Annotated in this window: 19 protein-coding genes; 16 read left to right on the top strand and 3 right to left on the bottom strand. The window is 68.2% G+C overall.

Annotated elements, in window-relative coordinates; genetic code table 11:
- The first annotated feature begins 39 nt into the window (after positions 1-39).
- The 3 genes from VFW04_01535 to recG are packed head-to-tail and all read left to right on the top strand — an operon-like array spanning position 40 to position 4,898.
- Entirely contained in the window at positions 40-1,827 is a 1,788-nt protein-coding gene (locus VFW04_01535; protein ID HEX5177985.1) for a hypothetical protein, read from the top strand.
- Positions 1,828-1,866: 39 nt separating this feature from the next.
- The gene (gene ftsY / locus VFW04_01530; protein ID HEX5177984.1) at positions 1,867-2,793 is read left to right on the top strand and encodes a signal recognition particle-docking protein FtsY; all 927 of its coding nucleotides are present in this window, start codon (positions 1,867-1,869) and stop codon (positions 2,791-2,793) included.
- Positions 2,794-2,810: 17 nt separating this feature from the next.
- Positions 2,811-4,898 carry an ATP-dependent DNA helicase RecG gene (gene recG, locus VFW04_01525; GenBank protein ID HEX5177983.1) on the top strand — a complete coding sequence of 696 codons (2,088 nt, stop codon included), beginning with the start codon at positions 2,811-2,813 and terminating at the stop codon, positions 4,896-4,898.
- Positions 4,899-5,207: 309 nt separating this feature from the next.
- Here the strand turns inward: recG and VFW04_01520 are convergent, their stop codons facing one another.
- On the bottom strand, positions 5,208-5,759 hold the full coding sequence (locus tag VFW04_01520; protein HEX5177982.1) for a hypothetical protein: 552 nt from the start codon (positions 5,757-5,759) through the stop codon (positions 5,208-5,210).
- A complete protein-coding gene (locus tag VFW04_01515) occupies positions 5,756-7,252 on the bottom strand; it encodes a HAMP domain-containing sensor histidine kinase (protein HEX5177981.1) in 1,497 nt (498 codons plus the stop codon). Before VFW04_01515 ends, VFW04_01520 begins: the two co-directional genes overlap by 4 nt.
- Before the next feature lie 461 nt (positions 7,253-7,713).
- Here VFW04_01515 and asnS point away from each other — a divergent pair, with 461 nt between their 5' ends.
- Positions 7,714-9,009: an asparagine--tRNA ligase gene (asnS, locus tag VFW04_01510; GenBank protein ID HEX5177980.1), complete on the top strand. Its 1,296-nt coding sequence runs from the start codon at positions 7,714-7,716 to the stop codon at positions 9,007-9,009.
- A gap of 108 nt (positions 9,010-9,117) precedes the next feature.
- Here the strand turns inward: asnS and mazG are convergent, their stop codons facing one another.
- On the bottom strand, positions 9,118-9,867 hold the full coding sequence (mazG, locus tag VFW04_01505) for a nucleoside triphosphate pyrophosphohydrolase (GenBank protein HEX5177979.1): 750 nt from the start codon (positions 9,865-9,867) through the stop codon (positions 9,118-9,120).
- A gap of 59 nt (positions 9,868-9,926) precedes the next feature.
- Here mazG and alr point away from each other — a divergent pair, with 59 nt between their 5' ends.
- The 12 genes from alr to fbp all read left to right on the top strand — a co-directional run bounded on the left by alr (position 9,927) and on the right by fbp (position 22,984).
- The gene (gene alr / locus VFW04_01500) at positions 9,927-10,997 is read left to right on the top strand and encodes an alanine racemase (GenBank protein ID HEX5177978.1); all 1,071 of its coding nucleotides are present in this window, start codon (positions 9,927-9,929) and stop codon (positions 10,995-10,997) included.
- A complete protein-coding gene (locus tag VFW04_01495; GenBank protein HEX5177977.1) occupies positions 10,994-12,163 on the top strand; it encodes a phosphopentomutase in 1,170 nt (389 codons plus the stop codon). Before alr ends, VFW04_01495 begins: the two co-directional genes overlap by 4 nt.
- On the top strand, positions 12,100-12,615 hold the full coding sequence (locus tag VFW04_01490; protein ID HEX5177976.1) for a cytidine deaminase: 516 nt from the start codon (positions 12,100-12,102) through the stop codon (positions 12,613-12,615). The genes VFW04_01495 and VFW04_01490 overlap by 64 nt, the downstream gene beginning before the upstream one ends.
- Before the next feature lie 72 nt (positions 12,616-12,687).
- Positions 12,688-14,022, top strand: a complete 1,335-nt coding sequence (locus VFW04_01485) for a hypothetical protein (protein ID HEX5177975.1) — start codon at positions 12,688-12,690, stop codon at positions 14,020-14,022.
- Positions 14,022-15,164, top strand: a complete 1,143-nt coding sequence (locus VFW04_01480; GenBank protein HEX5177974.1) for a hypothetical protein — start codon at positions 14,022-14,024, stop codon at positions 15,162-15,164. Before VFW04_01485 ends, VFW04_01480 begins: the two co-directional genes overlap by 1 nt.
- 12 nt (positions 15,165-15,176) lie before the next feature.
- Complete coding sequence (locus VFW04_01475; protein HEX5177973.1) at positions 15,177-16,367, top strand: ATP-binding protein; 1,191 nt, start codon at positions 15,177-15,179, stop codon at positions 16,365-16,367.
- 6 nt (positions 16,368-16,373) lie between these two features.
- Positions 16,374-17,609 carry a MiaB/RimO family radical SAM methylthiotransferase gene (locus tag VFW04_01470; GenBank protein HEX5177972.1) on the top strand — a complete coding sequence of 412 codons (1,236 nt, stop codon included), beginning with the start codon at positions 16,374-16,376 and terminating at the stop codon, positions 17,607-17,609.
- Positions 17,610-17,727: 118 nt separating this feature from the next.
- Entirely contained in the window at positions 17,728-19,068 is a 1,341-nt protein-coding gene (gene miaB, locus VFW04_01465) for a tRNA (N6-isopentenyl adenosine(37)-C2)-methylthiotransferase MiaB (GenBank protein HEX5177971.1), read from the top strand.
- The gene (locus VFW04_01460; GenBank protein ID HEX5177970.1) at positions 19,065-19,331 is read left to right on the top strand and encodes a late competence development ComFB family protein; all 267 of its coding nucleotides are present in this window, start codon (positions 19,065-19,067) and stop codon (positions 19,329-19,331) included. The genes miaB and VFW04_01460 overlap by 4 nt, the downstream gene beginning before the upstream one ends.
- A gap of 38 nt (positions 19,332-19,369) precedes the next feature.
- Complete coding sequence (locus tag VFW04_01455) at positions 19,370-21,577, top strand: DNA internalization-related competence protein ComEC/Rec2 (GenBank protein HEX5177969.1); 2,208 nt, start codon at positions 19,370-19,372, stop codon at positions 21,575-21,577.
- Positions 21,553-21,960 (top strand): hypothetical protein, encoded by a 408-nt coding sequence (locus VFW04_01450; GenBank protein HEX5177968.1) that lies wholly within the window; start codon positions 21,553-21,555, stop codon positions 21,958-21,960. Before VFW04_01455 ends, VFW04_01450 begins: the two co-directional genes overlap by 25 nt.
- A gap of 1 nt (position 21,961) precedes the next feature.
- Positions 21,962-22,984 carry a class 1 fructose-bisphosphatase gene (gene fbp, locus VFW04_01445; GenBank protein HEX5177967.1) on the top strand — a complete coding sequence of 341 codons (1,023 nt, stop codon included), beginning with the start codon at positions 21,962-21,964 and terminating at the stop codon, positions 22,982-22,984.
- Positions 22,985-23,004: the final 20 nt, after the last annotated feature.

Genomic DNA, 23,004 nt, shown 5'->3' with positions numbered 1-23,004 from the left:
CGGTTTCCTTCCCCGTCACGTCAAGCGTCCCGCGCACTCGTGCTCTCCTGGATCATCGCCGTCGCCATCGGGGCGGGGATCGCCGCCTGGCTGTACCCGAGGCGATGGGTGCCCGCGGGGCTGCGGGCCATCGCCATTGCGTTAGGCGTGGCGTTGCTGCTCGACGCGCCGGCGGGCCCGCGCCATCCGCTGCCGCCGCTCGTGGCGCTCGATGCCTCGGAGAGCTGGACCCGCGACGGCGACACCGCGCTCTGGAACGGCGCGCGCCGCCAGGCGCAGTCGCTGACGCCCGATTCGGTGCTGCTCTTCGGCGACAGCGTGCGCCGCGCGCCGCGCACGCCGGAGCCGGCCGACGTGTCGACCCGCGCCCGTGCGCTGGCCGAGCGTGCGTTAGGCGCGGGGCGGCCGCTCGACCTCATCACCGATGGCGAGATCGACGACCCGGCGGCGCTGCCCGGCTTTCCCGCCGGCTCGCGCATCGTGGTGCTCGCACACCCGCCCGTGCGCGACGTCGCGGTCGTGTCGCTCGATGCGCCGCGCGCAGCCGTCAGCGGCGACACGGTGGAGCTGCATGTGGGCGTCCGCGCCGATTCGCTCGCCACGCCGCCGGGCAGCATCCGGATTCTGCTCGGCGGCCGCGTGCTGACGTCGGTGGCGCTCGACTCGATGCCCGCCCGGGCCGAGCGGACGATCACGGTGCGGGCGCCGATCGCCGGCCCCGTTGGGCCATCGGTGCTCGACGCCGTCGTCACCGTACCGGGAGATCGCGAAGCGCGCAACGATACGTTAGGCGTAGCCGTGGACGTGGCGCGCGCGGCGGGCGCCGTGCTCGCGTCGACGTCGCCGGACTTCGATGCGCGGTTCGTGCTGCCGGTGCTGCGCGGCGCCGTCGCGCTGCCCACGCGTGCGTACTTTCGCGTCGCGCCCGGACAGTGGCGCCAGGATGGATCCCTGGCGCCGGTGGACGAGCGCACGGTGAAGGGCGCGATGCACGACGCGCCGCTCGCCATTCTGCACGGCGACACGAGCTATTTCGGTGCGCCGCGCACGGCGATGACGGGTTCGTTGGCGCTCGTGGTTCCGTCGGCGGATACGACGGGCGAGTGGTACGCGATCGATGCGCCGCCGTCGCCGATCGCGGGCGCGCTGGCGGGCATCGTGTGGGACAGCCTGCCGCCGATCACGGTATCGCCCCGTGCGCCCACCGGCGAGTGGGAGGCGCTCACGGTGGCGCGCGCGAGGCAGTACGATCGGCGGCCGGCGATTGCCGGCGGCGCGGCGCAGGGTCGCCGCGTGGTCGTCGTGAGCGCGTCCGGGTTCTGGCGGTGGCAGTTCCGCGGCGGCGCCAGCGCCGACGCGTTCGTCGCCTTGTGGGGGAGTATATTTGACTGGTTGAGTGCGGAGCGTCCCGATCCTCGGGCGGCGACGCCTGCCGAGGGCGTGGTGCGCGCCGGCGATCCGGTGCGTTGGCGGCGCGGGACTGCCGCATCGAAAGACAGCGTCGTGCGCGTGGTGCTGCGACGTCGTGGTACGGCGCGCGATGATTCGCTTACGCTGCGGTTCGGCGCGGGCGCCACGGTTGCGCAGACAGACCCGATGCCGCCCGGCGTGTACGATGCGCGCGTGGTCGGGGGCGCCGCGGTGCTGGTAGTGAATCCTTCGCGCGAGTTGCTGCCGCGCGCGGGCGCGGTGCGCGGCGGACCGGTGGGCGGGGCGACGTCGTTCGGCGATCAGCCGCGGCTGCGCGACATGTGGTGGAGCTACATCGCGCTCATCGCCGCGCTGTGCATCGAGTGGCTCCTGCGCCGCCGGCGCGGATTGCGCTAGCGGCTTCGCCTAACTGCAACCGGATTTCGATTCGTAGCCATGCGCATTCTTCGCCGCGCCGACGACGCCCCGCGACGCTCGTTCTGGCAGCGCCTCAAGGACATCGCGCTGTTCGACGTCGGCGTGGTGGTCCGCGGCGGCGTCAATGCCGGCTCGCTCGAGCAGCTGGAAGAGCTGCTCCTCGACGCCGACTTCGGCGTTCCCGTGAGCGTGCGGCTCGTCGCCGACGTCGAGTCCGCGGCGAAGCTCGGCTACGTGCGGACGCAGGACGAGTTCCTGGACGCGCTGCGCACGGGCGTCGAGACATCGCTGCGCGCAGGGCAGAGCGATCCGGCGTTGGCGTTAGGCGCGTCGCCGACCGTGGTTCTCGTCGTGGGGGTGAACGGCGCCGGCAAGACGACGTTCATCGCCAAGCTCGCGGCGCGGCTGCGCCGGCAGGGCACGCAGGTGGTCGTGGCCGCCGGCGACACGTATCGCGCCGGCGCGATCGACCAGCTGCGCGTGTGGGCCGAGCGCGTCGGCGCGCAATTCATCGGCAGCGCGCAGGGCAGCGACCCGGCGGCGGTCGCGTACAACGCCATCGACGCCGCGGTGGCGCGCCGCGCCGACGTGGTGATCGTGGACACCGCGGGCCGTCTGCACACGCAGGACGATCTCATGACCGAGCTGCAGAAGGTGGCGCGCGTGATCGCGAAACGCCTGCCCGGCGCGCCGCACGAAACACTGCTCGTGCTCGACGGCACCATCGGCCAGAATGCCGTCGCCCAGGCCCGCTCGTTCTCGGCGTCGGTGCCGCTCAGCGGCGTGGTGATCACGAAGCTCGACGGCACGGCGCGCGGCGGCATCGTGGTGGCGGTGCACGAAGCGCTCGACGTGCCGATCAAGTTCGTCGGCGTCGGCGAGAAGGCGGACGACCTGGTGCCGTTCGACGCGGCGCAGTACGCCCGCGATCTCTTCGCCGAGTAGCCGCCTAACGCCTAACCGTGGCGAACCTCGACACCAACGTCGCGTATCTCAAAGGCGTCGGCCCGCGCCGCGCCGAAGCGCTGCACCGGCTCGGCGTCCGCACGGCGCGCGACCTCCTCTACCACCTCCCGCACCGCTACCACGACGCGAGCACCGTCGCGCGCATCTCGACGCTCGCGCCGGGCATGGATGCGACGGTGATCGGCACGGTGATCTCGAAGGGAATCATCCCCACGCGCAAAGGCCTGCGGATCTTCCAGGCCGTGCTCAAGGACCCGACGGGCTTGATCGAAGCGGCGTGGCCAGGCCAGCCGTTCCTCGACCGCGTGGTGGAGAAGGATGACGTGCTGCTGGTCACCGGCCGCGTGCGGTTCTTCCACGGCCGGCAGCTGCAGCCGCGCGAGATGGTGAACCTGGGCGGAGGCGCCGAGACGGACGACGTGAGCGGCGGACGCGTGCTCGCGGTGTACCCGGCCACGGAAGGGCTGTCGTTCAAGCAGATCCGCGCGATCGTGCACGCGCATCTGGACGCGCTGCTTCCGTTAGTCCGCGAGTCGCTGCCGCGCGAGCTGATGGAGCGGGCCGGCGTGCCGCCGCTCCGCGAGGCGCTGCGCATGGTGCACCGTCCGGCGACGCTCGCCGAGGCGGAGCGCGGCCGCTCGCGGCTGGCGCTCGAGGAAGCGCTGTTCGTGAACCTGCTGCAGCTCCGCGCCAAAGAGCTGGCCCGCGAGCGGCGCGCGGGCATCGCGTTCGTGAACAAGCGCGAGCTCACGAGCCGCCTCAAGCGCGAGCTGCCGTTCGAGCTCACCGGGGCGCAGACGCGCGCCATCCGCGACATCGTGGCCGACATGTGCGGCGACCGGCGCATGCACCGGCTGTTGCAGGGCGACGTCGGCAGCGGCAAGACGGTAGTGGCGCTGTTCGCGGCGCTGCTGGCGCTCGAGAACGGCTATCAGGCGGCGATGATGGCGCCGACGGAGCTGCTGGCCGAGCAGCACGCCGCCACGCTGACGCGGCTGCTGGGTCCGTTAGGCATCGAACCGGTGCTGCTGACGGGCCGCCTCACGGCGTCCGAGCGCCGCGAGCGCGCGGCGCGGCTGGCAGGCACGTCGCCGCTCATCGCGGTGGGCACGCACGCGCTGGTGCAGGAAGACACGCGGTTCGGACGCCTGGGGTTCGTCGCCATCGACGAACAGCAGCGCTTCGGCGTCGAGCAGCGCGCCGCGTTGGGCGCGAAGGCCGCCCCCGGCGCGCCCTCCGGCCGTCCCGACGTGCTGCTCCTGAGCGCCACGCCGATTCCGCGCTCCCTGGCGCTCACGGCGCTGGGCGATCTGGACGTCAGCGTGTTGGACGAGCGGCCGCCCGGCCGTCTGCCGGTGAAAACCGTCCTGCGTCCGTCGTCGCGCCGCGGCGCCGTGCTCGAGGCGGTCGAGCGCCAGCTGGCCGAGGGGCGGCAGGGCTACGTGGTGTATCCGGTGATCGAGGAATCGGAGAAGACCGACCTCAAGGCCGCTGCGACGATGCACGCCGAGCTCTCGCGCGGCCCGTTCGCGCACCGGCGCGTGGCGCTGCTGCACGGCCGCCTGCCGCCCGACGAGCGCGACCAGGTGATGCGCGCGTTCCGCGATCACGAGATCGACGTGCTGGTCGCGACGACGGTGATCGAGGTCGGCATCGACGTGCCCAACGCGACGGTGATGGTGATCGAGCATCCGGAGCGCTTCGGCCTGTCGCAGCTCCACCAGCTCCGCGGCCGCGTCGGTCGCGGCGGATCGGCCAGCTATTGCATTCTGTTAGGCGACCCGGGCCCGGAGACGCGCGCGCGGCTCGAGGTGTTCGTCGGCACGGACGACGGCTTCGAGATCGCCCGCGCCGACCTCCGGCTCCGCGGCATGGGCGACCTCTTCGGCGCGCAGCAGAGCGGCGACCCCACCTTCCGCATCGCCGACCCGCTCAAGGACGAAGCCCTGTTCGCGATCGCCCGCGCGGCCGCCGAAGCGATTCTGGCGTCCGACCCCGATCTCCGGGGTCGCGACCACGCGCCGCTGCGCGCAGCGTTAGGCGAGCGGTACCGCCGGGCGCTGGAACTGTTCCGCGTCGGGTAAGGCGGACACGGCCGAACAAAGCCGGAGCCAGAGCGAAAGGCGGACAACGCGGACACGGCCGGACAAAGCGGGAGCAAAAAGCGTAAGGCGGACACGGCCGGACACGGCGTTGGGCGTTCTGTTTTCACAGGCAGAGCCCCCAGTGCTCCGTTAGGCAACGCCTTCAGCGCCTAGCGGTGTGTTCGCGCCTCCTTCGCCCGCGGTCTCCGGCTGTTTCCGGCTTTGTCCGACGTGTCCGCCTTACGGTGTGTTCGCGCCTCCTTCGCCCGCAGTCTCCGGCTGTATCCGGCTTTGTCCGACGTGTCCGCCTTACGGTGTTCGCTCTTGCAGGCGCTTCTTGATCCGCTCTAACTCGGCGTTCGTCTTGTCCAACTGGTCGCGCAGCCCTTTGATCTCCTTCTGAAGATCGTCCTCGCGCTGCTGCGCCTTCTGGGCGTCGGCCAGGCGCGCCGAGTCGTTGGACGCCACCACCGGCGCCCGTTGGGCGAGCGAATCCAATTCGGCCGCGATGCGGCGCAGCGTCGCCGCTTCCGCCCGGTGGAGCGACAGGGTCGTGTCGGAGAGATATTCGTCCAGCCGCTCCGTCGCGGCCCGCGGACTGCCGCCGCGATTCGCCGGATCGAGCTTGAACAGCGCCCGCCAATAAGTCGCCTCGCGCGCCTCCGGGCTCGACGGATAGCGCTGCGTGAACTCGTACAGCGCTTTGTCGGCGTCGTCGAAGTGGCCTAACGCAACCTGATTCTTCGCCGCGCCGATCGTGCCGATCCAGTCGTCGGCGGCAGGCGGCATCGTGCGTCGTGCAGACGTCGTGGCGCACGCGGCGACGAGCAGCGTGAGCCCGACCAACAGCCATCGCCTCACGCCGGAACCCCGAACATCGGCGTGCGGGGCCGCTCGTGCACCCGACCACCGGCGCGCATGGGAAGCGTCAAGTGAAACGTCGTGCCCACCCCGACGATGCTCTCGACCGAAATCTGGCCGCCGTGCGCGACCACGATCTGCCGCGCGATCGCCAGGCCGAGTCCACTGCCGGCGTGCGCCGCTGCTTCCTGATTGTCCGCCTGGAAAAACTTCTCGAAGATGTGCGGCAGCTGCTGCGGCGGAATGCCCGCGCCGGTGTCGCGCACATCCAGGTACACCTGCTCCTCCGTCGCGTCGACGAGAAGCTCCACCGATCCGCCGCGCTCGGTGAACTTGAACGCGTTCGCGACGAGATTCCCGAGCACCTCGCTGATGCGGTCCGGATCCCAGAGCACTTCGGCGGGCAGCACACCCGCGCGCTCGACGCGGAAATCGATGCCGCGCTGCATCGACAACACGCGGAACGTTTCCTCCAATTCGGCCAGGAACGCATCGAGGTTCGTTGGGCGAAGATCGAGCTTGCCGCCGCCTGCCTCGAACCGACTCACGTCCAACAACTGATGCACCAGCCGGGACAACGAGCGCGTCTGCGAGTCGAGCGTGCGCACGATCTCGTGCATCTTGGGCGACACCGTGCCGTACACGCCTTCGTCGATCAGTTGCAGGTAGCCGAGGATGACGTTGATCGGCGTCTTGAGCTCGTGCGACGCGACGGATACGAACTCTGCCTTCAGCCGATCGAGCGCTGCCAGTTGATGCGCCATCGACCCGAAACTCTCGGCCAGGTGGCCGAATTCGTCTTTTCGTCGCGCGTTCACACGCAGTCGATATCCGAAATTCCCGTCCGCCATCTGCGCCATGCCGTGCTCGAGATCGCGGATCGGTCCGCCGATCGTGCGCCAGAGCAGAATCGATATGATGAGCGCCAGCGTCGCCGCCACGAGCAAGCCGAGCGCCGCCGCGTTGCGTGCCTGTTCCGTTTCCGCGGTTGCTTCGGCGACGAGCCGGCTGGATCGATCGCGTAGCACGCCTTCGGCCGACGTGAGTTCGCGCTCCGTTGCCGCGATCGCTGGAATCAGGTGCTGCGTCGACACCGAGTCCGCGATCTTCGCCTGGCCCGCCGCGGCGGCTGCATACTCGCTCGGCACGAACGACGCGACCTGCGCTACCGCCGTGCCGATTTTGGTCGACGCGGACTGCATGCCAAGGTGCGCGAGCGAGTCGGACGTCGCGGCCAGGGCGGTGAGCTGCGAGTCCATCGACGCGCGGATCTGCGGCTGGTGCAGGAAGACGAGCGAGAGATCGAGGCGGCGCAGCTCGTCCGTGCCGGCCCGCATGCGGTTGAGCAGCAGCGACGCCGCGAACTCTCGCTTCTGCAGCACGGTGGTGAACGAGTGCAGCTTCTCCAGCGACTGGAGAGCCAGGAACAAAGGGACCAGGAGTACGAGCGCGATGGCGACGAGGCCAGCGCCTAACTTGGACCGAATGCTCACGGGCGCGACCCGCCGATCGTCGAGTGAGCGTGGCGGCCTAACGTGACCGCTGGGCCGGCACGGCGAATGACGCGGAGCGTGGCATCGCCGGGGCAGCCGGGCCGCTGTACTTGAGAACGTCGCGGCATGAAGTCCTGTATGAGTCCTGTGCCGGCTGGCTGATCAGCCGGGATCGTGATGGAGCTGCTGGAGCGCCGCGCGAGCTCACGACGCCGCACCGGGATCATACACCACGCGGCATGCCGCGTGCCTCTGACACGCCACGCGAAATCAGTGCCTCGCATACATCCGCTGCCGACGAGCGCGCTACCGTTGCGCTTCATACGCTCGCCTGCATCGTACATCTCCGGGACACCGCACGCTAGCGGGAAAATCCCGTGAGTTCAGTGATAAGTTGACAGTGCCGTCAGTCGTTCGTAGCTTGCCGATCCCGCCCCGTAACTCTAACCGCCTCAAGGACATTGAGTACTCCTCGCATTGACGAGCTGAAACAGCACGTCGGCCGCTCTGTCACCGTTCGCGGATGGGTCACCCATCTGCGCTCGTCCGGAAAAATCGCGTTCGTCGTCTTGCGCGACGGTACCGGACAGATACAAGGCGTCCTCGTAAAAACGCAAATCGCACCCGAGATCTGGGAACGTTTCACGGCGTTGACCACGGAGACCTCGGTCGCCATGACCGGCGAGGTGCACGCTGAAGAACGCTCGCCCGGCGGCATCGAGATGGCCGTCACCAATCTCGAGATCATCGGCGCAAGCTCGCTCGACTACCCCATCCAGCCGAAAGAACACGGCATCGATTTTCTGCTCGACCATCGCCACTTCTGGCTGCGATCGCCCCGGCAGCGTGCGATCGCTCGCGTGCGCAACGAGGTCGAACAAGCGATTCATGACTTCTTTTACGCACGAGGCTTCCTCCGTGTGGACACGCCGATTCTCACGGCGGCCATCGGTGAGCGATCGGGACTCTTTTCCACCGAATACTTCGACGAAGGCAACGCCTACCTCGCCCAGACTGGACAGCTGTATGGCGAGGCTGCCGCGGCGGCGTTCGGCCGCATCTACACGTTCGGTCCAACCTTCCGCGCCGAAAAGTCGAAGACGCGAAGGCACCTCACCGAATTCTGGATGATCGAGCCGGAAGTCGCCTGGAACGACAGCGACGACAACGTGCGCCTTCAGGAAGACTTCGTCTCGTACCTGGTTCGTCGTGCACTCGATCGCTGCGCCGATGACCTCGTCGTGCTGGAGCGCGACACCGCGCCGCTCGAGCGCGTGGTGCCGCCGTTCGTACGACTCGATTACGGCGATGCGATCTCGCTGTTGCATCGAAAGGGCAGTGCGACCGCCTGGGGCGATGACCTGGGCGCCGAAGACGAATCGCTCATCGTGGCCGAGTACGACAAGCCCGTGTTCGTAATGAACTATCCGCGCGAGGCAAAGGCGTTCTACATGAAGGAGAATCCGGCCGACCCGCGCACTGTGCTCTGCGACGACCTGCTGGCGCCCGAAGGCTACGGCGAGATCATCGGTGGCAGTCAGCGCGAAGACGATTACGATCGTCTGCTCGCGCGCATCCGCGCCGAGAAGTTGCCTGAGGCAGCGTACGACTGGTACCTGGACTTACGGCGCTACGGAACCTTCATCCACTCTGGTTTCGGGCTCGGACTCGAGCGCACGATCGCGTGGATTTGCGGACTGCCGCACTTGCGAGAAGCGATTGCGTTTCCGCGGCTCATGAATAGACTAAGGCCGTGAAGTCGCACTGCCTAGCCACGCTTTCGTAAGGCGCAGCAACGGCTTATACACGCGTATATAATGTTGTTTGTTAGATAAAGCAGATGAGGTGTTGTGCTGCCTCGGGACTCATTCCGCTCCCTTGACCTCGTTCCAGAGCGCATCGAGTCCGGTTGCGTCCAACGACGACAGCGCGACGTGCCGCTCGGCCGCCAGACGCTCCATGCCCTCGAACCGGCGCACGAATTTCTCGTTCGCGCGATCGAGCGCCACCGCCGCGTGCACGTTGGCGCGGCGGCACAGATTGACCACCGCGAACAGCAGGTCGCCTAACTCAGCCTCGAGTGCGTCGCGCGCGTCCTCCCGCGGCCGCGCCAGCTGCTCGCGCACCTCGGCGAGCTCTTCCTCCACCTTGAGCGCCGGTCCTTCGACATCGGGCCAGTCGAACCCGACACCCGCCGCGCGGTCCTGCAGTCGTTGGGCACGATGCAACGCCGGGAGTCCCGACGGCAGCCCCTCGGTGAGCGAACCGCGCGTGCGCGCTTTCATCGTTTCCCAGCGCTCTTTCACGCCGCCGCCGTATAGATGCGGATGACGCCGCTTCATCTTCTCGATCAGGCCGCCCGCCACGTCGTGCGCATCGAAGTCGCCTGCTTCTTCGGCAAGCACGGAGTGGAAGAGCACCTGCAGCAGGACATCGCCTAACTCCTCGCGCATCGCGTCCGCGTCGTTGGAGCGCAGGGCGTCGTCGAGCTCGTGCGTCTCCTCGATCAAGTACGGTCGCAGCGAGGCGTGCGTCTGCTCGCGATCCCACTCGCACCGCGCGCGAAGATCGCGCATGAGCGCGAGCGCATCTTCAAGCGTTGATTTAGCTTGCATCGTTCCTCCCGGGCCGGTATACTACCCGCCCGAACGATGATGCGTCAACGCGAACGTCGATGACACGCGCCTGGGTCGAAATCGATCTGGGCGCGTTACGCCGCAATGGGGCCGTGATGGCCGCCCGCGCCGCCGCGCTCCTCCCGATGATCAAAGCCGATGGCTACGGGATCGGCGCTGTCGCCGCGGCGCGCGCGCTCGAGTCCGTCTCGCCGTGGGGCTTCGGCGTTGCCACCGTCGAAGAAGGACGCGAGCTCCGTGAGTCCGGCGTCGTCCGGCCGATCGTCGTGTTCACTCCGACACTCGCCGACGAGCTCGCCGACCTCCGCGCCTTGCGCCTAACGCCAGCGCTCGGCACCGCCCAACAGATCGAGGCGTGGCGTGCGATCGGGGCCGGACACCAGGACTGGCACCTCGCCATCGACACCGGCATGCACCGCGCCGGCGTCCACTGGGACGAGGTCCGAGCGCTGCGCGGCCTCCTCGAAGCATCGCCGCCCCAAGGCGCGTTCACGCATTTCCATTCCGCCCAGCTCGACGACGGTTCGCTCGCCCAACAGGAACGGCGGTTCGAGCACGCACTCGAGCAATTGCCCGCGCGTCCGGCGCTCCTCCACACCGAGAATTCTGCCGCGCTGTCGCGCGTGACGACGTCGCGGTGGTCGCTGGCGCGACCCGGCATTTTCCTCTACGGAGTTGGCACCGGCACGCGCGCGCTCGTCCAACCGGAATCCGTGGTGAGTCTTCGCGCACGAATCGTCGAGATCCATACGCTCGACGACGGTGACTCCGTGAGCTACGACGCCACGCATCGGATCGCCGGCTCGCGTCGCATTGCCACGCTGCCGTTGGGCTACGCCGACGGCTACCGTCGCGTGCTCGGCAATCGCACGCAGGTGCTCGTCGCCGGCCGCTGCGCTCCGGTCGTTGGCGTCGTGACGATGGACATGACGATGATCGATGTCACGGACATCGCATGCGATGTCGGCGATGTGGTCACGCTGATCGGCCGCGACGGAGTGCGCGAGCGCAGTGTGGAATCGGTCGCGCACGATGGCGGCCTGTCGCCTTACGAGCTTCTTACGGCTCTCCAGTCGCGTCTGCCGCGCGTGTACGTGAACGCGTCGTGACGCGCCGCGCGATCATTCTCGTGCTCGATGGTGTGGGCATCGGCGCGGCGCCCGATGCCGATGTCTATGGCGACGCGGGAAGCAACACGCTCGGCAATCTCGCGCGGGCCGTGGGCGGCATGGAACTCCCCAACCTGGAGCGCCTCGGACTCGGCTGCATCGCGGAGCTCGACGGCGTCGCGCCTGCCCAACGTCCCGGCGCTGCGTGGGGTACGATGCGTCCGGCATCCGTCGGGAAAGACAGTACCATCGGACACTGGGAGATCGCGGGCGTGCGTCTCGAGCGACCGTTCCCTACGTATCCGAACGGATTCCCCGATCCGCTCGTGCGCGAGTTTTCCGAGCGCACGGGACGTGGCGTGCTGGGCAACATTGCGGCGAGCGGCACCGAGGTGATCGAGAAGTATGGCGCCGAGCACGAGCGCACGGGGCGATGGATTCTCTATACGAGCGCGGATTCGGTGTTTCAGGTGGCAGCGCACGAGCGCATCGTTCCGCTCGAGGAGTTGTACGCCGCCTGCGAGATCGCGCGGTCGATGCTGGTCGCGCCCAACGACGTCGCGCGCGTGATCGCGCGCCCGTTCACCGGCGAGCCGGGCGCCTATCGTCGCACCGCCGCACGACGCGACTTTGCGATCGAGCCGCCTGAGCGCACGCTGCTCGATGCGCTCGCCGAGCGCGGCATTGCGCGGATGGGCGTCGGCAAGGTGGATGATCTGTTCGCCGGACGAGCGCTCTCGTCGGTACATACATCGGACAACGCGGCCGGCATTGCGGAAATTCATCGCGCGCTCGACGCGCTCACTGGTGGGCTGCTCTTCGCCAACCTAGTAGATTTCGACCAGCTTTGGGGGCACCGAAACGACATATCGGGGTTCTATGAAGGACTGCGGGCGTTCGACTCCGCGCTGCCCGGCATCGAAGGCGCACTTCGCGAGGACGACTTGCTTTTCCTGACGGCCGATCACGGGAACGACCCGACTACACCATCCACCGATCACGCACGTGAGCGTGTGCCTCTTCTGGTCCTGGGCTCGCGCGTGCATCCGCGATCGCTGGGTGAGCGATCCACTTTCTCCGACCTCGGCGTCACCGTCGCGGAGTGGTTGGGGGTCGACTTTCGCGATCGCGGCGTGTCGTTTCTCCCGGAGCTGCTCGCCGCGTGACGCATAGCGCTTCGGGCTCCGCACTCGTCGGCGTGCCTACCGGGACGTCGGATGCGGACTGGCGCGAGCTTCGCGCGATGGCGTTCGCGGCGCTCGATCATGCCTATGCGCCGTACTCGCGGTTTCGTGTTGGCGCAGCGATTCGCTCGAGCGATGGGCGGATCTATGCCGGGTGCAACGTCGAGAATGCGTCGTACCCGGCATCGATGTGCGCCGAGCGCGTGGCGGTCGCGACTGCGGTGGCGGACGGTGCGCGGGATTTTGTTGCATTGGTAATCGCGAGCGAGGCGGCTGTTCCCGCAGCGCCGTGTGGTCTTTGTCGACAAGTGTTGGGAGAGCTCGGCCCCCGTCTCGAGATTTCGAGTTGTACGAGTCGTGGCGTCGAGTCGCGTTGGTCCATCTCCTCTTTGCTGCCGTCTCCGTTCACGTCGCAATCCCTCGACCGTTCGTGATCGGCCGGCGCATCGTGCTTGGCATGGCGATGCGTCAGGCGCACCAGAACCATCTCTCCGTGGAAGGCCGGAGTGCTCGTTTCTCGTAAGCCGCGTCGCGCGCTGCTCCTTCTGGGCGCACTGGTGACCGTGGTCACCGTGATGGGTGCGTGTCAGGAGAACCTGGCAGGCGGGGCCGCGTGTCCCTCGCTGTGTCCCGATACGCTCACGGTGAAGGATGTCGTGCTCTCGGGCACCGACGCGTTCGACACGATGACCAACGTGATCGGCGTCCCGCCGCTCGGCACCGAGCAGCAGCTGCTGGTCGCGAACTACACGCAGGGCGGCCTGCCGGTGCAGACGGCGGCCATCCTGCGGTTCGATTCGCTGATTCGCGTCCTGCCGGACACGGACACGCTCGCGGCGCCCAAGCCGATCATGCGGGTCGACTCGGCCGGCCTCAAGATTTCGGTGATCGCTCCGACGGACAGCACGCGCGATACGATCCTGGTGCAGGACACGGTGACGTTCCTGGTGTACGACGTGGACGCGAATGCGGCCGATCTCGACACGGCGGCGGTGCACGCGCAGTTCAACACGGCGCCGATCGCGTCGCTCGTCGTGCCGCGGGATTCGGTGAAAGGCTCGATCACGATCCCGCTCGACAGCGGATGGGTAGGCGAGCACGTGCGCGACGGCAAGCGGATTCGGTTAGGCGTCCGCATCACCAGTCCCCGGTTTGCGCAGATCAACATCGGCAGCTCCAACGGCGGCCTGTCGGCGACGCTCGAGTACTTCGGCTTCAACGACACCACGAAAGCGTTCACGCAGCGCAACGTGAACACGCACACCACCGGTGCGCCGCCGTTCAGCAGTCTGGCGGACTATGATCTGGTGTTGCAAGGCACGCCGCCGCCGGATTCCGGCATCCTGGCGGCGGGGGGCATTCCGGGGAGCCGCGTGTATATGCGCTTCGGGGTGCCGTCGGCATTGATCGACTCGTCGGCGACGATCGTGCGGGCGAACCTGATTCTGCACCAGCTGGCGAACGTGGATTTCGGCACCGCGGATACGACCGATTCGGTGCTGTTGCAGGTCGGGGTGGTGCAGGCGTCGCCGTCGGTGACGAACATCCCGGCGGCCGCGCTGCTCGTCAACTCGCCGACTGCGTTAGGCATCACCGGCGTGCCGACGCTGAACTTCCGGCCCAACATCGCGCGCGCGGACACGATTCCGCTCGTGGGCGTGTTCGGCTTGTGGCGGCGGGTGGGCCCGGCGATCGTGCAGCGCGCGATCGTGCTGGAGTCGACGGGCGAAGGGAACGAGCCGCGACGATATCTCTTCTACTCGAGCAACGCACCGGCGGACAGCCTCAAGCCGCGCATCGAGATCAGCTACATCCCCCGGAGCGGGTTCGGACTTCCGTGATGCGACCGCGATTCATCCCACCCGCGCTTCTCGTTGCCGCGGCGGCGTGCGCGGCGGCCGTGCCGGCCGGCGCGCAGGGCACCATCAGCACGCAGGGGTTCGGCTACCCGCCGGGCCAGATCAGCGCGGCCGCGGCCGCGTTAGGCGGCGGTCCCGCGGAGACGGACGCGCAGTCGGCGCTCAACCCCGCCTCGATCGCGGCGTGGATCCGGCCCGGCGTGTACGTCGAGTACGCACCGGAATTCCGCCAGGTGACGACCAACGGCCAGTCGGACCACACGACCACGAGCCGGTTCCCGATCATGAGCGGCGCGATCAACATCGGCAATCGCGTGACGGCGGGCATCTCGGTGTCGACGCTGCTCGACCGGACGTGGGAGACGACGCGCACGGGCTTCGATCATTTCGTGAGCGACAGCGTGCAGTTCACCGAGAACTTCAAGGTGTCGGGTGCGATCGACGACATCAAGCCCGGCATCGCCGTGGCGGTGCTGCAGACGTTGTGGCTCGGCGTGTCGGCCGACGTGTATTCGGGCGACAACAACCTGACGATTCTCCGGACGTCGGTGGACACGACGGTCCAGACGTTCTCTCAGACGTCGCGCCTCTCGTACTCGGGGGTTGGGGCCAGCGGCGGCATCATGTGGCAGCCGACGTCGTTCATGGCGATCGGCGTGTCGGGAAGGTTAGGCGGGCGCCTCACGGCGTTCCGCAACGACACGGTGCTCACGCGCGCCACGGCGCCCAAGCGCGCGGGGGCGGGCGTGACGTTCACCGGGCTGCCGGGGGTGGTGCTCGCGTTCCACACCGACTGGGAAGGCTGGGCGAGCATGCACGGCCTGGGCCAGCCGGGCCTGCTCATCACCAACACCACCGAATACGGCGGCGGCGCCGAGTTCCGCGGGCCGGTTGCGTTAGGCGGACCGATCGCGCTGCGCATCGGCTATCGGCATCGCGGCCTCCCGTTCCTGGTCGACTCCTCGAAGGTCATGGAATCGGCCTATTCGGCCGGCTTCGGCGTTCCGCTGTCGCAAGGACGGTCGCGCATCGATTTCACGCTGGTGCGCGCGATTCGGTCCGGGGTGCCGGGTGTTACCGAGCACGCATGGACAGCGGAGTTCGGCATCATGGTGCGCCCCTGAGTCCCTGAGCTCGTGACCGAGGCCGCCAACGAAGCGCCGCTCATTCTCGTGGCGGACGACGTGCCCGCCAACGTCGAGTTGTTGTCCGATCAACTGACGGCGCTCGGCTACCGTGTGCTCGGCGCGGCCGACGGACCATCGGCGCTCGCGGCCGGCTTCGAGCAGCACCCCGACCTCTGCATCCTGGACGTGTCGATGCCGGCCGGTTCGTTAGGCTGCGACGACCGCGCCACCGGCTTCGAGGTGTGCCGCCGGCTCAAGCGCGATCCGCGCACGTCCCGCATCCCCATCATCTTCGTGACGGCGCTCAACGACAGCACCGATCGCGTGAAGGCCATCGAGGCCGGCGGCGACGACTTTCTCACCAAGCCGCACAACCGGCAGGTGCTGGGCGCGCGCGTGCGCTCGCTGCTCCGCCTCAAGTTCGCCACCGATGCGCTCGAGCAGAGCTACCGCAAGCTGCGGGAGCTGCAGAAGCTGCGCGACGACCTGATGAAAATGATCGTGCACGACCTCAAGACGCCGCTCACCTCGGTGCTGGCGTCGCTCGAGATGGCGCTCGACGGCGACTTCGGCGCCTACTCGCCCGAGATGCGGCGTGCGTTAGGCGACGCCGAGGGCAAGGCCGAAGACCTGCTTGCGTTGATCGAGGATCTGCTCGAGGTGGCGCGGCTCGAGGAAGCCGCGGTGTCGCTCGAGCTCCAGCCGCTCGCGCCGCGCGCGTTCCTCATCTCCGTGTCCGACGAGTGGGCGATGCGCTTTCGACAGGACGGCGCGCGCGTATCGGTGGATGCGAGCGATGAGGCGCCCGTCTTTCAGGGCGACCTCGGGCTTCTCCGGCGCGTGTTCGGCAATTTGATCCAGAACGCGCTCACGCACAGCCCGCGCGGCGTGTCCATCTCGCTCACCGGACGGCGCGACACCTCGGGCGGCGTCCTGTTCACGGTGGCGGATGACGGTCCCGGGATTCCGCCCGAGTACCACGAGATCATTTTCCTGCGTTTCGAGCGGGTCAAACGGCCCGAGACGCCGCGCGTCCGGAGCTCGGGGCTCGGCCTCACCTTCTGCAAGATGGCCGTGGAAGCGCACGGCGGAAAAATCTGGGTGCAGAGCACGGAAGGGCGGGGCAGCCAGTTCCACATCGTGCTGCCCTGCGTGCCGCCGCGCACGCACGTGCCCGCGCCGGCTGCGGAGCGCGGTTAGGCAGCCGTGAAAGTCTACCTGCAGACCTTCGGATGCCGCGCCAACCACTACGACAGCGAGGTGGTGCGCGCGCTGCTCGAGGCGGGCGGCGCCGACGTGGTGTCCGATCCGGGCGATGCGGACGCGGCGGTCTTCAACAGCTGCTCCGTGACGGCGGCGGCGGAGGCGGATCTGCGCCGCGCGGTCCGGCGCGTCGCACGCCGGCGGCCGTCCATTGCGACGGTGGTGATGGGCTGCGCGTCGGCGCGCGACCCGGCGGCCATCGGGGCGCTGCCTAACGTAACCCGGGTCATTCCAGGCGCCGGCGCGGCCGAGGTCGCGGCGGCGTTGGGCCTTGCGGCGCCGGACGGCGCCCTGCCGGCGCGGCAGACCGGCACGCGCGCGCTGCTTCGCATCCAGGACGGCTGCGACGAGCACTGCACGTTCTGCGCGACCACGCTGGCCCGCGGCGCGAATCGCTCGCGGCCCGTGCCCGATCTCGTCGCCGAAGCCGCGCGGTTGGCCGAGCACCACACGGAGATCGTGCTCACCGGCGTGCACATCGGGTCGTATGGGCGGGACGCCGGCTCGTCGTTAGGCGTGCTCGTCGAGGCGCTCGTGCGCGCCGTGCCCAACGCGCGATTCCGGCTTTCCTCGGTCGAGGCAACGGAGGTCGATGCGCGCCTGGGCGAACGACTGCGCGCGCGGGACGGCGGGCTCGTGCCGTACCTGCACGCGCCGCTCCAGTCGGGCGCCGACCGCGTGCTCAAGCGCATGGGACGCCATTGGTACACGTCGGCCGCCTATGCGCGCGCCATCGAGCGCATCGTGGGCGATGCATCGGTGTTCGGCCTGGGCGCCGACGTGATCGCCGGCTTCCCGGGCGAGAGCGAAGACGACCATCGCGAGACGATGCGCCTCGTCGCGTCGCTGCCCTTCACGCGCTTGCACGTGTTCCCGTATTCGCCGCGCCCGGGTACGGCTGCCCAACGGCTCGACGGCGCGGTCAGGACGCGCGATGTCGTGCGGCGCGCCGACGAGCTTCGTGCCGCGAGCGAGCAGCTCGCGCAGGCATATCGGCGCCGCCGCGATGGCGGCGAGGCAGATGTGGTCGTGCTTGGCGACCGCGCGCACCGCTCCGGCCTTACGGAAGACTATTTGTCGGTCATCCCGGCCGACGATGCGCTGCCTCGTGGCACCCGGCTCCCAATGCAGCTCGTGCTCGATAACGGCGTATTGTTCGCGCGCGCCGGACAGCGATAGTTTGAAGGCGGGTGGCCGCCCTCGTTTTCCACTCTGCAGCCTTCTGCCACGCCTCGTTGCCGAATGATTCGGCCGGCTGTCGGTTGATAGACTCTTCTCACCGGAGCAACGTCCTGTCATGAACGCCGAAGGCCGTCCGACCGTCTACATCGAAACCTACGGATGCCAGATGAACGTGAGCGACTCCGAGCTCATGTACGGACATCTTGAGGCGGTCGGCTACACGCCAGTGGGCGGACCCGATGGCGCGGACGTCATCCTCGTCAACACGTGCGCGATTCGAGACCACGCGGAACAGCGGGTCTTGGGCCGCCTGGGTGAGCTCAAGCGCTTCATGGGCCGAAACACCGTGCTCGGCGTCACCGGCTGCATGGCGCAGCGGCTCGGTCCGGCCCTGCTCGAGCGAGCGCGTCACGTGCAGCTCGTGGTCGGGCCGGATGGGTACCGCGCATTGCCGGCGCTCATCGAAGGTGCGCGCAAAGGCGAGCGCGCCACCAAGGTCGAGTTCGACCTCGAGGAACACTACGAGGATTTTCAGGCGCGCCGCTTCGATGGCGTGCGCGCCTGGATTCCCGTCCAGCGCGGCTGCGATTACAAATGCACCTATTGCATAGTTCCGATGACGCGTGGCGCCGAACGCAGTCGTAGCTTGGCCGACGTCGAACGAGAAGCGCGCTTGGTGGCCGAGCAGGGGATCACCGAAATCACGCTCCTCGGTCAAACGGTCAACTCGTACCACGATGGCGCGCATGATTTCGCGGATCTGCTTCGTTCCGTTGGGCGCACGCCGGGCATTCGCCGGCTGCGGTTCACGAGCCCGCATCCGAACGATTTCACCGACCGGGCGATCGCCGCGATGGCGGATACGCCGGCGGTGTGCGAGCACGTGCATCTGCCCATGCAATCGGGCTCGTCGCGCACACTCAAGCGTATGCTCCGCCGATACACGCGCGAAACGTATTTCGAGTGTGTCGAACGCATCCGCGCCGCTATTCCGGGCGTGGCCATCACCACGGACATCATCGTCGGCTTCCCCGGTGAAACGGATGATGAGTTCGAGGAAACGCTGAGCGCCGTCCGCGAAATCGGTTTCGACGATGCGTTCACGTTCCGCTTCTCGCTGCGCGACGGGACACCGGCCACCCGCTTTCCGGCGCATCTCACGGTGCCTGACGACGTCGCCGCCGATCGGCTCGACCGCCTGGTTGCTCTCGTGCGCGAAGCCACCCGCGCGCGGAATCTCTCAATGCTCGGCACCCGCCACGAGGTGCTCATCGAGAAGGCCGCGCGCCGTGGCGGCTTGCTCCAGGGACGCACGCGACACCATCGCACAGTTCTCGTGCAGGGCGACGAGTCGCTCATGGGCAAGTATTTCACCGTCGAGCTCACTGGCACCACGGGCTCGACCTTCACCGGCGCCATCGCTTCTGCCGGCCACTCGCTTCCGCTCGCCGGATGAAGAATCTCCTCGAGGGTACGGTGGTCGCGCTCTACGACGAGCTGCGCGTGCAGAATCCGGAGCTCTGCGACTGCGACAACTGCCGCACGGACGTCATCGCGTTTGCACTCAACGCGGCGCGCCCGCGCTACAGTGGCGGCACCGATGTCGGCCAGGCGCTCATTTCGGTCGATCTGCAGCGCGATCAGACCCGGGCAGCGCTCGCGGTGATCGTGCTGGACGCCATGCAGCGCGTCGCCGCGAACCCGCGACACAAGGCGTAAGCGCGCGCGTCGGTCGGCCGCGTGCTCGTTGAGCGGCCGTGCCTCTCGTCACCACCGCGGTTCTCGCCTACTGCGCCGGGCTGCTTGCCGGATTCGCCAGCGCCGTCCTCGCCGTACTGGTCGTTTGCATCCTCGTCCTCGTGGCGGCGATCGTTAGGCGCGATATGCGCCTGGCGGCGCTCGGCGCCATCGTCGCCGCCGGCGCACTCATCGCTGCAGCGGACAATGATGTCGAGCGAACGTGCCGTATGCGGGCGGCCGGCGCGGGCAGCTGGATCGCGACGCTCGACGCCGCTGCGGCGCCAGGCGCCTTCGTGCCCGCGAGCGCCGAGGCGCACGGGTGCAGGGTGCGCGCGTCGATCGCCGTCGAGCACGGCGTCGCGCCGGCCGGCTCACGCGTGTCCGTGCACGGCGAAGGCGTGGCGTCCAAACGCGGAATCCGCATTCAGCACGCCAGCGTTCGGCGCACCTCCGGCGGCTCGCCGCTCATCGCGTGGCGCGATGGCGTTGGTCGCCGCATCGACGCCACGTTCCGGGCCGATGCGCCGCTCGTGCGGGCGCTCGTGATCAACGACACGCGGTCGCTCGATCCCGCCGTTCGCGATCGATTCGCGGCCGCGGGCATCGTGCACATGCTCGCCATCTCGGGACTCCACGTCGCGATCATCGCCGCCATGCTCGAGGTGGTCTTTGTCGCGCTCCGCCTGCCGCGCGGCGCCGCACTGATCGCGACGGTCGCCATCACCGCGTTCTACGTCGCCTTGATCGGCGCGCCGCCGGCCGCGGTACGGTCCGGCGCGATGCTCGGCGTCGTCACGGCGTCCCGATTGTTCGAGCGCCCCACCTCGCCGTGGGCGTCGCTCGCCATCGGCGCCGCCGTCCCGTTAGGCAGCGCGCGCACGGTGCTCGACGTCGGCTGGCAGCTGTCCGTGCTGGGCATCGCCAGCCTCATCGCCAGCGCGCGGCTCACCCGGCGCTGGATCGCGCCCCGCTGGGACGGCTGGCGCGCCAACCTGGCCGCCGGAGCGCTCACGTCGGTGGTCGCGTGTATCGTCACCGGCCCCATCGTCGCCTGGACGTTCGGACGCGTGAGCCTCGTCGCGCCGCTCGCCAATCTTGCCGCCGCTCCGGTGATCGCCGTGCTGCAGCCGACGCTCTTCCTGGCCACACTGTTCGCGCCGCTACTGACGGTCGCCCGATTTCTCGCCGATGCCGCGCATCCCATGCTCGTCGCGTTCAATGGCGTCGCGAGTGTCGGCGCGAGTCTCCCGTATGCCGCGATCACGGTTGCCCCCACGGCTGTCGGCGCCGCGTGCGCGGGAGTCGCGTCGATCACTCTTCTCGTCGCCTGCGTGAGCCGCTATCCGGTGCGGCCGATCATCGCGTCGCTTGCCGCGGTCGCGTGTTCGATCTGGATGCCGCTCACGCCGAGTGCGGCGCGCGATGTCGAGATGCACATGATCGACGTCGGTCAGGGCGACGCCATCGCCATCCGAACGCCGCACAATCACTGGCTGCTCTTCGACGCAGGCCGCTCCTGGCTTGGCGGCGACGAAGGGCGGTCCACGGTGGTGCCGTATCTGCGACGACGAGGTGGCGGCGTGAGCGTGTTCGTGCTGTCGCATCCGCATTCGGATCATGCCGGCGGCGCCGCGAGCGTGATGCGGGCGCTACATCCCGAACGCTACTGGGACGGCGCGTACGTCGGCACGAGCGAGACTTACCGCGAGTCCCTCACCGCCGCGCGCGACGCCGGCGTGCGCTGGCATCGCGCTCGCCCGGGCGATTCGTTGGTCGTCGACGATGTCGTGATCACCGTGCTCGCGCCGGACTCCACATGGATGTCCCACCTGGATGCGCCGAACGAAGCGAGCGTGGTCGCATTCGTTCGTTACGGAGCCGTGCGCTTTCTGCTCATGGGCGACGCCGAGCGCGGCGAGGAGCATTGGCTGCTCCAGCACGTCGATTCATTGCAAGCGGACGTGCTCAAGGTTGGTCATCACGGGAGCGGCACGAGCAGCACCGCCGAGTTTCTCGACGCCGTTTCGCCGCGCCTCGCGCTCGTGTCGGTCGGCGCCGGCAACGCCTACGGACATCCGAGCGCCAACGTGATGCTCGCCTTGGCCGAGCGACGTGCGGTAGTGCTGCGGACGGATCGAGAGGGTAGCATTGTGCTTCATACCGACGGGTCGTCGATCGAAGTCGAGGAAGGAGGTGATCGTTGGGCGTTGTCGAGCAGGCGTTGACTGTGCTCGTCGGCAGGCCGCAGCCGCTGCCGGCCGCGCTCGTCGAACGCTTTCCGGAGCTTGCGGCGATTCGCTTGCGGACGGGCGGTCTGCCGCCACGTGTGGCGGGCTGGTTTCTCGGGCGTCGCAGCGTCTCTGCAATCACGCTCTGGGACACGGTTTTCGCTGCGCCAGACGTCCCGCTGGATGCGGAACTACTCTTGCACGAACTGGCGCATGTGCACCAGTTTCAAGGCAGTACCGCGTTCCCAATTCTGTACCTCTGGGAGAGTCTCCGTCGCGGGTATCACGACAACCTGTACGAGGCTCGAGCCCGCACATTCGCGTCGCAGCGCGTTCGCGATTCCCGCTTTGACCCGCCGAGGGGTGGGGGAGAGGTGTAACGTGGTTCAACACACTCCGACGTCGGTCGTCACGATCGAGCGGTTCATCATCGAACAGGAGCGACTGCACCCGGAAGCGACGGGTGAGTTGTCGGGGATCCTGTACGACCTGGCGCTCGCGGCCAAGATGATCGCGACGAAGGTCCGCATGGCCGGGTTGGCGGACATCCTCGGCGCAACGGACATGACGAACGTCCAGGGCGAGGTCCAGCAGAAGCTGGATGTGCTGGCCAACGAGATCATCGTGAAGGCGATGGACCATGGCGGCCGGTTGTGCGGCATGGCATCGGAGGAGGAGCCGGACATCATTCAGATTCCGGAAGGGTTCAAGTGTGGCAAGTATGTGCTGCTCTTCGACCCGCTCGACGGTTCGTCGAACATCGACGTGAACGTTCCCGTCGGCACCATCTTTTCGGTGGTTCGGAAGATCACGCGCGGCACGCGCGCGGAGATGGAAGATTTGCTGCAGCCGGGTCGTCGTCAGGTGGCGGCGGGCTACGTGATTTACGGCTCGAGCACGATGCTGGTGTACACCACGGGGCAGGGCGTGCACGGCTTCACGCTCGATCCTTCGATCGGCGAGTTCCTGCTGTCGCATCCCAACATTCGCATCCCGAAGACGCCGCGATATCTGTCCGTGAACGATTCGTACGAGCAGCACTGGGACGACCACGTGCGCGCGCTGATGCGCCGCTACCGCGGTCTCGACGGGGAGCACAAGGCGCTCAACGTCCGCTACGTGGGGAGTCTGGTAGCCGACTTCCACCGCAATCTGTTAGGCGGCGGCGTGTTCTGTTATCCGGCCAACGCGCGGAGTCCGCGGGGCAAGCTGCGGCTGCTCTACGAGTGCAATCCGCTGGCGTTCGTGGCCGAGCAGGCGGGCGGGGCGGCGACGGACGGCACGACGCGCATCATGGACATCTCGCCGAGCGAGCTGCACCAGCGATCGCCGTTGTACATGGGGAGCCGCGAGGAAGTCGAGCTGGCGAGCGAGATGCTGGGGGGCGTGGCCAGCGCCGTCTAACTGAGTTAGGTCGCAGGCCT

Source organism: Gemmatimonadaceae bacterium (assembly GCA_036273715.1).
In the GTDB taxonomy this organism is placed as follows: domain Bacteria; phylum Gemmatimonadota; class Gemmatimonadetes; order Gemmatimonadales; family Gemmatimonadaceae; genus JADGGM01.
This window is presented reverse-complemented; position numbering and strand designations above follow the sequence as displayed.